Here is a 14,213-nt window from a genome sequence, read left to right on the forward strand (position 1 = left end):
TCCGGCGTTGACCACCGCGTTGTCGAAGGACAGCGAGATTTCCAGGACGGAGAGGATCGCCACGACACCGAAAGCGGTCCACCCCCCGTAGAAGACCGCCGCGACCAGGCCGAGCGCGGTGACCGCGAACGACCAGCCGAAGGTTTTCAGAAGCACTGGCTACCCAATCGTCGTGTACGGGGTTCCCCCGCGCCGTACTCGGCTTTACGAAACGTTGACTCCGAAGTCTAGAGCGATGCCCCGGAGCCCCGACGCGTACCCCTGCCCCACTGCCCGGAACTTCCACTCGCCCTGGTAGCGGTAGACCTCGCCGAAGATCATCGCGGTCTCGGAGGAGGCGTCCTCACTGAGGTCGTAGCGGGCCAGTTCCTGGCCGTCGGCCTGATTGACGACCCGGATGAAAGCGTTGCTGACCTGTCCGAACGTCTGATTGCGCTCGTCCGCCAGGTGAATGGAGACCGGGAAAACAATCTTGTCGCAGCGCTCGGGCACCTTGGAGAGGTCGATCAGCAGCGACTCGTCGTCGCCGTCGCCCTCACCGGTGAGGTTGTCGCCGGTGTGCTCGACGGAGCCGTCCGGGCTCTTCAGCTGGTTGTAGAAGACGAACCATTCGTCCCCGAGCACGCGGCCGTCGCCGCACACCAGCGCGCTGGCGTCGAGGTCGAAGGGGGCTCCGGTGGTGGAGCGCGCGTCCCAGCCGAGCCCGACCATCACCTGAGTGAGGTTCGGTGCGGCCTTGGACAGGGAGACATTGCCTCCCTTGGCAAGCGTGACGCCCATACTGCTGGTCCCTCCCCGGGTGGTGGTTCTGCCGTGCTCTTCGTGCGCGTGGCGGCGCCGCACGCGGGCGTGCGGCGCCGGACCACGAGGTTCTGCCCTAGACGTTCACACCGAAGTCCTGCGCGATGCCGCGCAGGCCGGAGGCGTAGCCCTGGCCGATGGCGCGGAACTTCCACTCCGCGCCGTGCCGGTACAGCTCGCCGAAGACCATGGCGGTCTCGGTGGAGGCGTCCTCGGAGAGGTCGTAGCGGGCGATCTCGGCGCCGCCGGCCTGGTTGACGACCCGGATGAACGCGTTGCGCACCTGGCCGAAGGACTGCTGGCGGTTCTCGGCGTCGTAGATGGAGACCGGGAAGACGATCTTCTCGATGTCGGCCGGGACGGTGGCGAGGTCGATCTTGATCTGCTCGTCGTCGCCCTCGCCCTCACCGGTGATGTTGTCGCCGGTGTGCTCCACCGAGCCGTCGGGGCTCTTCAGGTTGTTGAAGAAGATGAAGTGCTGGTCGCTGCCGACCTTGCCGGAGCTGTTCAGCAGCAGCGCGCTGGCGTCGAGGTCGAAGTCGGTGCCGGTCGTGGTCCGCACGTCCCAGCCCAGACCGACGATGACCGCCGTCAGGCCGGGGGCCTCCTTGGTCAGCGATACGTTGCCGCCCTTGCTGAGGCTGACTCCCACGGGTCCTCCATTGGTGTCCGGGGGCGGGAAGCCCCGAAGTGCGTCGGATGTCGGATCAACGATTCGATCCTAGTGACGGGTTCCCGCACCCCGCAGGCCCTGCGCCCGACAATTCACGGGGTGTCGTCCCGGAGGCGGTCGAGTGCCTCGACGTACTGGCCGAGGTCCCGGGCGTCGGGGAGGCCGTTGACGACCGTCCAGCGGACGACGCCCTCCCGGTCGATGACGAAGGTGCCGCGCACGGCGCAGCCCTTGCCCTCGTCGAAGACGCCGTAGGCGCGCGAGACCTCGCCGTGCGGCCAGAAGTCGGAGAGCAGGGGGTACTCCAGCCCTTCCTGCTCGCCGAAGACGCGCAGGGTGTGGATGGAGTCGTTGGAGACGGCGAGCACCTGGGTGTCGCGGTCGGTGAAACGCGGCAGGTTGTCGCGGACCTCGCACAGCTCGCCCGTGCAGACGCCGGTGAAGGCGAACGGATAGAAGAGCAGCACCACGTTCTTCTCGCCGCGGAACGCGGACAGCCGCACGGTCGCGCCGTGGTTGTCCTTCAGCTCGAAGTCGGGGGCCTTGTCACCGACCTGGATCGCCATCGCCTGGTCCGTCCCTTCGGAGGGGTTGCTCACGCGGAACACCCTACGCAGGGATCAGCCCCGGGAACGGGCGGGCCGACCGGGGGGTCGGAGCCGCCGCTCCCGGGGTCAGTGCCGTATCGCGGTCAGCGCTTGGACTTGGCGGCCTTCGGCGTCGCCAGCCGGCTGCCGCTCCAGTCCTTGCCGACGCTGACGCTCTTGGCCGCCGTCAGGCCCGCCGTCGTCGCGGCTTCCGAGATGTCGCTGGCCTCGACGTATCCGGGACGGCCGGTCTTCGGCGTGAGGAGCAGGATCGCCCCGCCCTCCTCGATGTACGTGGTGGCATCCACCAGCGCATCCGTCAGGTCGCCGTCATCGTCACGGAACCAGAGCACGACGGCATCGGCCACGTCCTCGTAGTCCTCGTCCACCAGGTCGCTAGCGATGACGCCCTCAATGGCCTCGCGGAGCTCCTGGTCGACGTCGTCGTCGTAGCCGATCTCCTGGACCACCTGCCCGGGCTGGAACCCCAGCCTGGCGGCAGGGTTCGTCCGCTCCTCCGCGTGGTCCGCGGTCGCGCTCACGGGTTGCCTCCTGATCATGGTTTTCGGGAATGTCTAGCCACGCGCGTGCGCGAAGCATTGGCCGTAGTCCACACGGGCGGGACGGATCGCGCAAGTACCCGGCCGCTGGGACCGCCGAAACGGTGACGATCCCGACCGTGTCACCGCAACTCCAGGCACGCCCCTCGACACCGAAGGTGACGTACACCACACCTATCTGCCCCGTTTGCGTAATTGGGAACCATGCAGGGGTACGAGATCCGAAAGAACGTGCCCACAGGACCGGCGGAGGAACTGATTACCACCGAGTAGAGATGACGTTCGTCCCTGGTAGGTCCACGATGGTGAACGGCGCCGGCACTCTCCGATACCTCCGGTGGACGCCCGACCCATCGGCCCTCTGACAGTGAAGGAACAGCGTGGCTTCCGCATCCGATCGCAACCCGATCATCATTGGCGGCCTTCCGAGTCAGGTCCCTGACTTCGATCCCGAGGAGACCCAGGAGTGGCTCGACTCCCTGGACGCCGCCGTCGACGAGCGCGGCCGGGAGCGGGCCCGGTATCTGATGCTGCGGCTGATCGAGCGCGCCCGTGAGAAGCGGGTGGCCGTGCCGGAGATGCGCAGCACGGACTACGTGAACACGATCCCGACCAAGAGCGAGCCGTTCTTCCCGGGCAACGAGGAGATCGAGCGCAAGGTCCTCAACGCCACGCGCTGGAACGCGGCCGTGATGGTCTCCCGGGCCCAGCGCCCCGGCATCGGAGTCGGCGGCCACATCGCGACCTTCGCGTCCTCCGCCTCCCTCTACGACGTGGGCTTCAACCACTTCTTCCGCGGCAAGGACGAGGGCGACGGCGGCGACCAGGTCTTCTTCCAGGGCCACGCCTCCCCCGGCATCTACGCCCGCGCGTTCCTCCTGGACCGCCTGACCGAGGACCACCTGGACGGCTTCCGCCAGGAGAAGTCGAAGGCCCCCCACGCGCTCTCCTCCTACCCCCACCCGCGCTCGATGCCGGACTTCTGGGAGTTCCCGACGGTCTCGATGGGCCTCGGCCCGATCGGCGCGATCTACCAGGCGCGGATGAACCGCTACATGCACGCGCGCGGGATCGCCGACACGTCGAAGTCGCACGTCTGGGCGTTCCTCGGGGACGGCGAGATGGACGAGCCCGAGTCGCTGGGCCAGCTCTCCATCGCGGCCCGCGAGGGCCTGGACAACCTGACCTTCGTGGTCAACTGCAACCTCCAGCGCCTCGACGGCCCGGTCCGCGGCAACGGGAAGATCATCCAGGAGCTGGAGTCGGTCTTCCGGGGCGCCGGCTGGAACGTCATCAAACTGGTCTGGGACCGCACCTGGGACCCGCTGCTGGCCCAGGACCGCGACGGCGTCCTGGTCAACCGCATGAACACCACACCGGACGGCCAGTTCCAGACCTACGCGACCGAGTCCGGCGCCTACATCCGCGACCACTTCTTCGGTGACGACCACCGGCTGCGGGCGATGGTCGAGAACATGACCGACGACCAGATCCTCCACCTGGGCCGGGGCGGCCACGACCACAGGAAGATCTACGCCGCGTACAAGGCGGCCCTCGAACACGAGGGCCAGCCCACGGTCATCCTCGCCAAGACCGTCAAGGGATGGACCCTCGGCCCGAACTTCGAGGGCCGCAACGCCACCCACCAGATGAAGAAGCTGACGGTCGACGACCTCAAGCGCTTCCGTGACCGGCTGCACCTGCCGATCTCCGACCAGGAGCTGGAGTCCGGCCCGCCGCCGTACTACCACCCGGGCCGGGACACGGAGGAGATGCAGTACATGCACGACCGCCGCAAGGCGCTGGGCGGCTACGTCCCGACCCGCGTGGTCCGCGCGAAGCCGCTGCGACTCCCCTCCGACAAGACCTACGCGACCGTGAAGAAGGGCTCGGGCAACCAGTCCATCGCGACGACGATGGCCTTCGTCCGCCTCCTGAAAGATCTCATGCGGGACAAGGAGATCGGCAAGCGCTTCGTACTCATCGCCCCGGACGAGTACCGCACGTTCGGCATGGACAGCTTCTTCCCGAGTGCGAAGATCTACAATCCGCTCGGCCAGCAGTACGAGTCGGTCGACCGTGACCTCCTCCTCGCCTACAAGGAGTCGCCGAACGGCCAGATGCTGCACGACGGCATCTCCGAGGCGGGCTGCACGGCCTCCCTGATCGCCGCGGGCTCGGCGTACGCGACCCACGGCGAGCCGCTGATCCCGGTCTACGTCTTCTACTCGATGTTCGGTTTCCAGCGCACCGGCGACCAGTTCTGGCAGATGGGCGACCAGCTGTCCCGGGGCTTCGTCCTCGGCGCGACGGCCGGCCGCACGACCCTCACCGGCGAGGGCCTCCAGCACGCGGACGGCCACTCCCAGCTCCTGGCGTCGACCAATCCGGCGTGCGTGGCGTACGACCCGGCGTTCGGCTTCGAGATCGCGCACATCGTCGAGGACGGTCTGCGCCGGATGTACGGCCCGGACAGCGAGGACGTCTTCTACTACCTCACCGTCTACAACGAGCCGATCCAGCACCCGGCCGAACCCGAGAACGTCGACGTCGACGGCATCCTCAAGGGCGTGTACCGCTTCAGCGAGGGCACGGGCGGCTCGATCCCGGCGCAGATCCTGGCGTCCGGTGTCGCCCTGCCCTGGGCCGTCGAGGCCCAGCGCATCCTCGCGGAGGACTGGGACGTACGGGCCGACGTCTGGTCGGCGACCTCCTGGAACGAGCTGCGGCGCGAGGCGGTGGCGTGCGAGGAGCACAACCTGCTGCACCCGGAGGAGGAGCAGCAGGTCCCGTACGTGACCCGGAAGCTGTCCGCGGCGCAGGGGCCGTTCGTGGCCGTCTCCGACTGGATGCGGGCGGTACCCGACCAGATCGCGCGGTGGGTGCCGGGCCGGTACCAGTCGCTGGGCGCGGACGGCTTCGGCTTCGCGGACACACGGGGCGCCGCGCGCCGCTTCTTCCACATCGACGCGCAGTCGGTGGCCGTGGCCGTCCTGACGGAGCTGGCGGCGGAGGGAAAGGTGGACCGCTCGGTCCTGAAGCAGGCGGTGGACCGCTACCGCGTACTGGACGTCTCGGCCGCGGAGCCGGGGGCCGCAGGGGGCGACGCGTAGGGGCCGTCCCCTCACCGCCGTACGCGACCGCCGGTCGCGTACGGCGGTGAGGGGACGGGGCGGGGGTGTCCGCCCGCAGCGGACGGCGCGTCAACGCCGGGACACCTCCGCGAAGGACGGCTCCGCGCCGTTCCGAGGACGGACACCCCCGCCCCGGCCCCGCCCCACGACGCAACCGCCGCCGCTACGCGCACCCCACCCCGCCCGCACATGCGCCGCAGGCACCCGCAGACATGAAGACGGGCCCCTGCCGGCCAAGCCGGTGGGGGCCCTGTCTTCTGTGCCTTTTGCACCTTCTGTGCGGAGCGAGTCAGAGAACGCCGTTGCCCGTCAACGCGAGCAGCGCGACCAGCGTGTCTATCGCTCCCAGCACCACCGCCACGACAGCCGGCAGAGCAGCCCGGGAGAGCGCCCATGACCGGCCCATGGCCAACCAGCCGCAGACGATCGCCGCGGGCCCGAGGATGATCCCCAGCACGAAGAAACCGGCGATCGCGCAGATGGTCCCGATGATCCCGAGCGTCGCGCGATCCGGCCCGCTCCGAGACCCCGTCCGGCCGCGTGAGCGGGGGTACTTGCGCGTTCCTTGTCCATAGCTCGTCATCATCAACTCCCTGAACCTTCGGACGAGTTCGGGTTCGACGTACGAGTACCCCCGCTCCACGGACCGACTCCGGCCGGATCAGATCAAGTGCGGTCAGATATGGCCGACTCCCGCACCCGCCTCCGCGTTCTCCCCCCGCTTGGTGAGGAACGCGACGAACACCGCCACCACCGCCACCCCGGCCGCCGTCAGGCACGCCAGACTCATCCCGGAGATGAACGTGTCGTGCGCGACATCGGCGATCTTCGCCGCGATCGGCGCGGGCGTACCCTCCGGCACCGGTGCGATCCCCTGCTGCACCGCCTCCGCCGCGGCGTCCAACTGCTCGGGCGACGCCTGCGGCAGCCCCGCCTCCGCCCAGTTCCCGGCGAGATCGCTGTCCACCTTGGACGCCATCACCGCACCGAGCACCGCCGTGCCGAGGCTGCCGCCGATCTGCATGGCCGCCTGCTGGAGACCCCCGGCGACACCGGACAGCTCCAACGGCGCGTTGCCGACGATGACTTCCGTCGCGCCGACCATGACGGGCGCGAGCCCGAGCCCGAGCAGCGCGAACCAGACGGACATCACGACGCTGCCGGTGTCGGCCTCCAGCGTCGACATGCCGTACATGGCGATCGCGGTGAGCGCCATGCCACCGGCCAGCGGAATCCGCGGCCCGACCTTCGTGATCATCGCCCCCGCCGCGGGCGATCCGACGATCATCATCGCGGTCAGCGGCAGCAGATGGAGACCCGCGTCGACCGGGCTCATGCCGTGCACGTTCTGCAGGTAGAAGGTGACGAAGAACAGCCCGCCCATGAAGGCGATGGCCATCAGCACCATCAGGACGACACCCGCGGACAACGGCACGGAGCGGAACATCGCCAGCGGGATCAACGGCTCCCGCACCCGCGTCTCCCAGAACGCGAAGAGCCCGAAGCCGACGACCGACACCGCTATGAAGAGCCACGTCTTGCCGTCGCCCCAGCCCCACTCGGGGGCCTTGATGAGCGCCCACACCAGGCAGAACATCGACGCCGACAGCAGCCCGATCCCCGGGAGATCGAAGGACCGCGGCGCGTTCTCCGCCCGGTGGTCCAGCAGGATCAGCACACCCAGGATCAGCGCCAGCACACCCACCGGCACGTTGATGAAGAACACCGACTGCCAGTTGACGTGCTCGACGAGCACACCGCCGAGGATCGGCCCGCCGGCGGTGGACGCGCCGATGACCATGCCCCAGATGCCGATGGCCATGTTGAGCTTCTCGGCCGGGAAGGTGGCCCGCAGCAGCCCCAGCGCCGCGGGCATGAGCAGCGCCCCGAACAGCCCCTGGAAGACGCGGAAGACGATGACCGCGGTGATGCTGCCGGACAGCCCGATGGCGCCGGACGACGCGGCGAAGCCCGCCACGCCGATCAGGAAGGTCTGCCGGTGACCGAACCGGTCACCGAGCTTTCCCGCGGTGATCAGGGTGACCGCGAGAGCGAGGAAGTACGCGTTGGTGATCCATTGCAGCTCGGACCAGCTCGCGCCGAGGTCCTTGCCGATGGCCGGGTTGGCGATGGCCACGATGGTGCCGTCCAGGGCCACCATCATGACCCCTACCGCGACGGTTACGAGGGTGACCCAGGGGTGGCCGCGCAGCCCCTTGGCCGGCCCGGAGTCCGACGGCCCGTCGCCCCCCGGCCCTGTCGCTTCGACGGTGGTCTGACTAGTCATGTTTTCGAGGCTAGTGACAGCCACTGACAACTGACAAACCAATTGGTGAATCAGTAACTAAAGGGAATTCATGGTGAGTTCGCGCGACACGGGCGCGACACGGGCGCAACCCCGCCCCCCTGTTCCCCTATGCCATGATCGAAACGTGATCCGTGTCACTTGACCCACCCGAGACCGTCTCGTTCTCCTAGTGTGTCCTCCCAGTGACTTCTTTCGACACCTCCTCCCCGCAACTGAACGTATGGCGGGCGCTGCTCGCGCTGGCCGTGGTGTTCGTGATGCTCGCGACCACCGGCTGGACGGCCCTGCGCAACCAGCGGCAGGCGACGGCGCTCCAGGCGTCGGTCGCCGCGTGGGAGCACGGCCGGATCGACGGACGCCGACTGCCGGACACCGGCGCCGGCCCCGTCCGCCTCGCGCGCTTCTTCGCCTCGCTCACCGAGGCGCAGCGCGGCTCTCTGGCCCGCCGCTACCCCCTCGCCGTCGGCAACATGAACGGCGCCCCCGTGACGCTGCGCTACCGGGCCAACCGGACAGCGCTCGGCACCGCGCGCGCCGAGGAGAGACGCCGGGTGCACGACCCCCGGCTCTCCCCGGCCGGCCAGCAGGAGGCGCGGTCCCGTGTGCACCGCTACGACGCGCTGCTGCGCCCCGGGCGGCACGTCCTCGCCTTCGATCCGAGCGGCTCCGGCCGGGTCGCCGAGGTGTTCGGCAGCCTGGACCGCGCCGACCGGGTGTCCGTCGTCGTCCCCGGCTCCGACACCGACCTGCTCACCTTCGAGCGCACCGAGCGCCCGTACGCGGCCCCGGTCGGCATGGCCCGTTCCCTGTACCGGGCGGAGCGCGCGGCGCGCCCGTCGACGCGTACGGCGGTGATCGCCTGGGCCGACTACACCGCGCCCAGCGGGCTCGGGGTGGACGCGGCGACGGCGACGCTCGCGGCGGACGGCGCGGTGCGGCTGGACGCGCTGGTGCGCGCGCTGCCCGGGGCGACGGAACCGGTGTCGCTGTTCTGCCACAGCTACGGCTCGGTGGTGTGCGGGCTGGCCGCCCGTTCGCTGCCGGAGCGGGTCACGGACGTGGCGGTGGCGGGGAGCCCGGGGATGCGGGTGGAGAGCGCCGCGCGGCTGCGCACCGGCGCCCGGGTGTGGGCGATGCGGGACGCCGACGACTGGATCCGGTCGGTGCCGTACCTGGAGTGGGGCGGGCTCGGCCACGGCGCCGACCCGGTCTCGGCGGCGTTCGGCGCGCGGGTGCTCTCCGCTCGGGGCGCCGAGGGGCACAGCGGCTACTTCGCGCCCGGGACCGGCAGTCTCGCCAACTTCGCGGTGATCGGCGTTGGCGCATACCGCTCGGTGGAGTGTGCCGACGAAGACGGAACCTGCCGGGCCGGTTTGTCCGTCGCTGCCAAGGCCGGACGCGCGTAGAGACGATCGAAACCGCGGCTTGCGCGGGGATAGGACGTATCAGCTCGTGCCGCATACGATGAGCCGCATGGGTGACGTACTGGCCGGATTTCATGCCGCCTGGGAGTTCGAGTCCGACTCCGTGCTCATCCGCTACGAACGGGGGATTCGAACACCGAAGCTGTTCCAGGCGCTCGGGGAGCGCAGCGTTCCCTTCGACGCGATCGCGGGCGTGACGCTGGCGCCGGGCAGACGCGGGACCGTCGTCCTGCGGATGGAGCCGCGCCCCGGCGCCGATCCGCTGCTGGAGGCGGCGGCGGGACAGCTGAAGGAGTCGTCGGACCCGTACCGGCTGGTGCTGCCGGCCGAGCGGGAGACGCTCGCGGAGTACTACGCCGACGAGCTGCGGCCGCTGGTCGCCGGGGGCGGCGCCGGGCCCGCCGAGCGGCATCTGGTGGCGGCACCCGAGGCGCCGCTGCACTTCAAGGCGTACGACGCGAAGGCGTCCTTCGACGGGGAGGCGGTGGCCTTCCGGTGGTTCTGGACCGGGGCGTCGTCGGCGAAGTGGAAGGCCGGCGACCAGACGTTCCCGGTGGCCGCGCTCGGCGGGGTGGAGTGGCGCTCGCCGGAGGTCTTCGAGGGGTATCTGCGGCTGGCGCCGCGCGACGGCGCCCCGGCCGCTCCCGCACAGGTCGACCAGGACCCGGCGTCCGTGGTGTTCGGGCTGGGGTACGGGGCGGTGCACGAGTCGCTGCCGTTCGCCGCGGCGGTGCTGGCGGCGGTCCGCCGGGCCGGTCCGGTGGCGGTTCCGGCCGCGACGGCACCCGCCCGCCGGGACCCGGCGGACATCGCCGAGCGCATCCGCCACCTCGGGGAGCTGCACCAGGCGGGGCTGGTCACGGACGAGGAGTTCTCCGTGAAGAAGGCCGAACTGCTGGCGGAGCTCTAGGCCGGCTCTAGGCCCTGTCGTCCCGGCCGTAGAAGCTGATCTTCAGGTCGAGGACCGACAGCGTGTCCTGGAGTTCGGCGATGCGGGTGAGGACGTCGCGGCGGGTCGCCTCCAGGAGGTCGCGGCGGTCGCCGAAGGTGTGGTCGCCGGCGCGGACCAGTTCGGCGTAGCGGACCATGTCGGCGACGGGCATGCCGGTCAGCCGGAGCTTGCCGACGAAGTCGAGCCAGTCGAGGTCGCGGTTGCTGTAGCGGCGCTGGCCGGTGTGCGAGCGGTCGATGTGGGACATCAGGCCGATCCGCTCGTACCAGCGCAGGGTGTGGGCGGTCAGCCCGGTGAAGGCGACGACCTCGCTGATCGTGTAGCGGTCCTGGCCGTCGGGGCGGGGGTGCCGCCGGGGCGCCGCGGAACAGGAGGCGGGTGCGCCGGTGTCGGTGTCGGTGTCGGGCGTGAACGTCGCGGCCGTGCTGCTTTGCATCACCGTCATGGCGTCCACGCTAGAACCCTGGAGTGCGCTCCAGGCAAGCAACGGGAAAAGCCGGCGACGCCGCGCGCGGCCACGAACTAGCGTGCGGCGCATGAGTCTCGTACGCCGTGCCGTGCCCGCCGACATCGGGGAAGTCCTGCGCCTGCGCCAGGTGATGATCGACTCCCTGGCCCCCGAGCCCGCCCCGACCGCCTGGCAGACCGAGTCGCGGCCGGCCCTGCGCGGGCGGCTCGCCGACCCCGACGGGGACTTCGCGGCGTTCGTCGTCGACCACCCGGACCGGCCGGACGCGCTGGGCGCGCTGGTGGTGGGGACGCTGGAGTACCGGATCGGCCGGACCGGCAATCCGCACGGGATCGTCGGCTACGTGTTCAGCGTCGCCACCGACCCGGACGCGCGGCGCCGGGGGTACGCGCGGGCCTGCATGGCGGAACTCCTTGAGTGGTTCCGGGAGCGGGGCGCCCGGCAGGTCATGCTGACCGCGTCGGCGGCGGCCGAGCCGCTGTACGCGTCGATGGGCTTCACGCGCGACACCGAACCCTCCATGCGGCTCTACCTGTAGGCCGCCTAGGCTCGACGGCATGTCGCTGAAGAGCCTCGCGCTGATCGAGAACTGGCCGGTCCCCACCGCCGCGGCGGGCGTCGTCCGCGCCGACGGGACGGTACTGGGCGTACACGGACCGTCCGACCGGCCCTTCCCCCTGGCCTCGGTCACCAAGCCGCTCGCGGCCTACGCGGCGCTGGTCGCCTACGAGGAGGGCGCCATCGAGCTGGACGAGCCGGCCGGTCCGCCCGGGTCCACCGTCCGCCACCTGCTCGCGCACACCTCGGGACTGGCGTTCGACGAGCACCGTACGACCGCTCCGCCCGGTGAGCGGCGGCTGTACTCCAACGCCGGGTTCGAGCAGCTCGGCGACCACATCGCGAAGGCCACCGACATCCCGTTCGCGGAGTACGCGCGGCAGGCCGTCCTGGCGCCGCTCGGCATGACCGCGACGGCCCTCGACGGCTCCCCCGCCAAGGACGGCGTCTCCTCCGTGGCCGACCTGCTGCGGTTCGCCGCCGAGGTGCAGGCGCCGCGGCTGCTGGACCCGCGCACGGTCGCCGAGGCGATGACCGTGCAGTACCCGGGCGTGAAGGGCGTCCTGCCGGGCTACGGCCACCAGAACCCCAACGACTGGGGCCTCGGCTTCGAGATCCGCGACTCCAAGTCCCCGCACTGGACGGGGTCGGCGTCCTCGCCGCGCACGTTCGGGCACTTCGGCCAGTCGGGCACGTTCCTGTGGATCGATCCCGACGCGGGACTCGCGTGCGTGGCCCTCGCCGACCGGGCCTTCGGCCAGTGGGCGGTGGATGCCTGGCCGCCGTTCACGGACGCGGTGCTCTCCGAATCGGTGTGATCCTCTCGTTCCGCGGCGAACCGCCCCCGCTCTCGGGCACGCTCGGTACATGAGTGATTACGCCTCGGACAGAACACCCGGCTACCTGACCTTCCGGGTGGCCCCACAGGAGGGCCCCGTCGCGGCCTTCGCCGAACAGGAGGCGTGGCAGGCGCGGGAGCGGTACCCCCGGCTGCTGGGGGTGGGTCTCGCGGAGTTCTTCCACGCCCGTGAGCTGGAGACCGGCGGCTGGGAGCTGTCCGAGTACGGCAGCGACACCCCGCAGGGCTCCCGGGACTCCCTGGGCTCCAGCTTCCGGATGCGGGCCCAGGAAGCCGAGCGGGCCGGGGACGAGAAGGCCCGCGGGACGTGGATGGCGGCGGCCCTGCGCATGGACCGGGAGGTCGTCGACGACCTCCGGGTCCGCGGCGAGCGGTTCCGCGTCGTACGGGCGTCCCGGTTCATCCGGATGGGCAACGGCGGGCCGGAGCCGCCCCGTCCCTCCGACCCCGACCCGGCGGAGGCCGGGGAGAGCCACCGGGTGAAGTCGCGCACGAAGGGGTTCGTCGTCGACCCGTACACCGACACCGGGCTCTCCGACAGCCTGCTCAAGCTCGACCTGGTCCAGCTCGTCGTGTCCGCCCCCGGCGCGCCCGAGGAGGTACGGGCCGACGCGCGGCGGGCCGCCCACACCTGTCCCGGCGGGGTCCTGCTGCCGGCGGTGTTCATGGTCGCCGAGCGGGTGGACGGCGAGTGGCAGGCGCACAACCCGGGTGCCTCGCACTCCTCCCCGCAGGCCGCGCGCGACGCCCTCGCGGGCTGGCTGCGGGTCATGGCGCCGTTCACCCTGCGGCTGCCGGACGACAAGAAGGCGGAGTACGCCCGCGCGGCGGACAAGCTCGACGAGAAACGCTCCAACGGCATCACCGTGGACGGGACCCGGTACCGCGTCACCCGGGTCGAGCGGCTGGTCCGCATCGGCCCCGACGGCCCGGAGGGCCCCCGCCCCAGCGACTACGACCCGGAACCCCCGGTGGAGGTCCAGGTCCGCCGGCTCAAGGAGCAGGGCCTGTGGGAGGAGGACGAGGACGCCCCGGTCGAACTCGACGAGCGCACCCTTGAGCTGAAGGCCCTGTGGGACGCGGAGGAGGCTCGCCGCAAGGCGGTCAGGGAGCGGCGGGAGCGGCACGGGCGCGGCTGACCGGAGCGCCGCCCGGCCGCACGGGCCGGGCGGTCAGGCGGTCAGTTCCCACAGGAGCAGTTCCGCGGTGGTCGCGGCCTCCGTCTCCAGGTCCCGGGCGCCGGTGATCCGCGCAGCGTCACCGGGGCCCAGCTTCGCCCCGGCGAGCAGGACCGTGCCGCGTACGACGTGGACGTACACGTACGCCGCGTCCGGGACCGCCGTCCGCTCCCCCGCGCCCAGCCGCCGCACGTGCAGCAACGCGCCCGCCTCCGGGAGGGCGTACGGCGTGGAGTCGGCGATGCCGCGGACGATCTCGTAGGAGGGTTCGCCGCCGGGCTCCAGCGGGGCCAGCCACATCTGGACGAAGACCAGGGGCGTGGCCCCGTCGTTGCGCTCGACGTGGCGGACGCCGCCCGCCGCGCTGAGCCGCTGCACGTCCCCGGCGTGGATCACCGACCGCCGCCCCGTGCTGTCGCGGTGGGTCAGCTCGCCCTCGGCCACCCACGTGACGATCTCCGTGTGGCTGTGCGGGTGTTCGTCGAAACCGGCGCCCGGCGCGAGGCGCTCCTCGTTGCAGGCGATCAGCGCGCCGAAGCGGAGGTTGTCGGGGTCGTAGTGGGGGCCGAAGGAGAAGGCGTGCCGCGAGGTGATGCCGGCCGCCGGGTCACCTCCCGGGTAGCGCTCGTCGGCGCGGCGTACGTCCATCCCTGCGTGCGTCACGTCCTCCACCGTAGACCCGGCACCACAGGTGCCCGTCCCGATAAGGC

The 14,213-nt window shown here is 70.9% G+C and carries 14 protein-coding genes and 1 pseudogene; 6 read left to right on the plus strand and 9 right to left on the minus strand.

The features are described from left to right. The 5 genes and pseudogenes from UW392_RS08040 to UW392_RS08060 all read right to left on the minus strand — a co-directional run. Positions 1-156, minus strand: a pseudogene (locus tag UW392_RS08040) (DUF475 domain-containing protein); the annotation flags it as partial. Between the two features lie 48 nt (positions 157-204). Next, on the minus strand, positions 205-780 hold the full coding sequence (locus UW392_RS08045; protein WP_320774186.1) for a TerD family protein: 576 nt from the start codon (positions 778-780) through the stop codon (positions 205-207). A gap of 97 nt (positions 781-877) precedes the next feature. Further along, on the minus strand, positions 878-1,453 hold the full coding sequence (locus UW392_RS08050; protein WP_320774187.1) for a calcium homeostasis/redox stress adaptation protein: 576 nt from the start codon (positions 1,451-1,453) through the stop codon (positions 878-880). A 113-nt stretch (positions 1,454-1,566) separates the two neighbouring features. Further along, entirely contained in the window at positions 1,567-2,040 is a 474-nt protein-coding gene (locus UW392_RS08055; protein ID WP_320774222.1) for a peroxiredoxin, read from the minus strand. A 125-nt stretch (positions 2,041-2,165) separates the two neighbouring features. Continuing rightward, complete coding sequence (locus tag UW392_RS08060) at positions 2,166-2,603, minus strand: DUF3052 domain-containing protein (RefSeq protein WP_320774188.1); 438 nt, start codon at positions 2,601-2,603, stop codon at positions 2,166-2,168. Positions 2,604-3,001: 398 nt separating this feature from the next. Between UW392_RS08060 and aceE the strand changes: the two genes are divergently transcribed. Beyond that, the gene (gene aceE / locus UW392_RS08065) at positions 3,002-5,734 is read left to right on the plus strand and encodes a pyruvate dehydrogenase (acetyl-transferring), homodimeric type (RefSeq protein ID WP_320774189.1); all 2,733 of its coding nucleotides are present in this window, start codon (positions 3,002-3,004) and stop codon (positions 5,732-5,734) included. Positions 5,735-6,044: 310 nt separating this feature from the next. Here the strand turns inward: aceE and UW392_RS08070 are convergent, their stop codons facing one another. Together UW392_RS08070 and UW392_RS08075 are read right to left on the minus strand one after the other, a co-directional pair. Continuing rightward, entirely contained in the window at positions 6,045-6,341 is a 297-nt protein-coding gene (locus UW392_RS08070) for a small hydrophobic protein (protein WP_320774190.1), read from the minus strand. 90 nt (positions 6,342-6,431) lie between these two features. Then, complete coding sequence (locus UW392_RS08075; RefSeq protein ID WP_320774191.1) at positions 6,432-8,042, minus strand: MFS transporter; 1,611 nt, start codon at positions 8,040-8,042, stop codon at positions 6,432-6,434. A gap of 203 nt (positions 8,043-8,245) precedes the next feature. Between UW392_RS08075 and UW392_RS08080 the strand changes: the two genes are divergently transcribed. Beyond that, positions 8,246-9,469 (plus strand): alpha/beta hydrolase, encoded by a 1,224-nt coding sequence (locus UW392_RS08080; RefSeq protein ID WP_320774192.1) that lies wholly within the window; start codon positions 8,246-8,248, stop codon positions 9,467-9,469. A 67-nt stretch (positions 9,470-9,536) separates the two neighbouring features. After that, on the plus strand, positions 9,537-10,397 hold the full coding sequence (locus UW392_RS08085; protein WP_320774193.1) for a DUF4429 domain-containing protein: 861 nt from the start codon (positions 9,537-9,539) through the stop codon (positions 10,395-10,397). Positions 10,398-10,404: 7 nt separating this feature from the next. On the opposite strand, the gene UW392_RS08090 is transcribed toward UW392_RS08085, so the two are convergent. Beyond that, positions 10,405-10,884 (minus strand): MerR family transcriptional regulator, encoded by a 480-nt coding sequence (locus UW392_RS08090; RefSeq protein ID WP_320774194.1) that lies wholly within the window; start codon positions 10,882-10,884, stop codon positions 10,405-10,407. A gap of 91 nt (positions 10,885-10,975) precedes the next feature. Between UW392_RS08090 and UW392_RS08095 the strand changes: the two genes are divergently transcribed. Genes UW392_RS08095 through UW392_RS08105 form a run of 3 tightly spaced genes read left to right on the plus strand, consistent with a single transcriptional unit; the run spans position 10,976 to position 13,464 of the window. Beyond that, positions 10,976-11,446: a GNAT family N-acetyltransferase gene (locus tag UW392_RS08095; RefSeq protein WP_320774195.1), complete on the plus strand. Its 471-nt coding sequence runs from the start codon at positions 10,976-10,978 to the stop codon at positions 11,444-11,446. A gap of 19 nt (positions 11,447-11,465) precedes the next feature. After that, the gene (locus UW392_RS08100; RefSeq protein WP_320774196.1) at positions 11,466-12,284 is read left to right on the plus strand and encodes a serine hydrolase domain-containing protein; all 819 of its coding nucleotides are present in this window, start codon (positions 11,466-11,468) and stop codon (positions 12,282-12,284) included. Between the two features lie 49 nt (positions 12,285-12,333). After that, a complete protein-coding gene (locus UW392_RS08105; protein WP_320774197.1) occupies positions 12,334-13,464 on the plus strand; it encodes a DUF5954 family protein in 1,131 nt (376 codons plus the stop codon). 33 nt (positions 13,465-13,497) lie between these two features. Here the strand turns inward: UW392_RS08105 and UW392_RS08110 are convergent, their stop codons facing one another. Further along, complete coding sequence (locus tag UW392_RS08110) at positions 13,498-14,151, minus strand: pirin family protein (protein WP_320774223.1); 654 nt, start codon at positions 14,149-14,151, stop codon at positions 13,498-13,500. Positions 14,152-14,213: the final 62 nt, after the last annotated feature.

The sequence above is a fragment of the Streptomyces sp. CRN 30 genome, assembly GCF_034105845.1.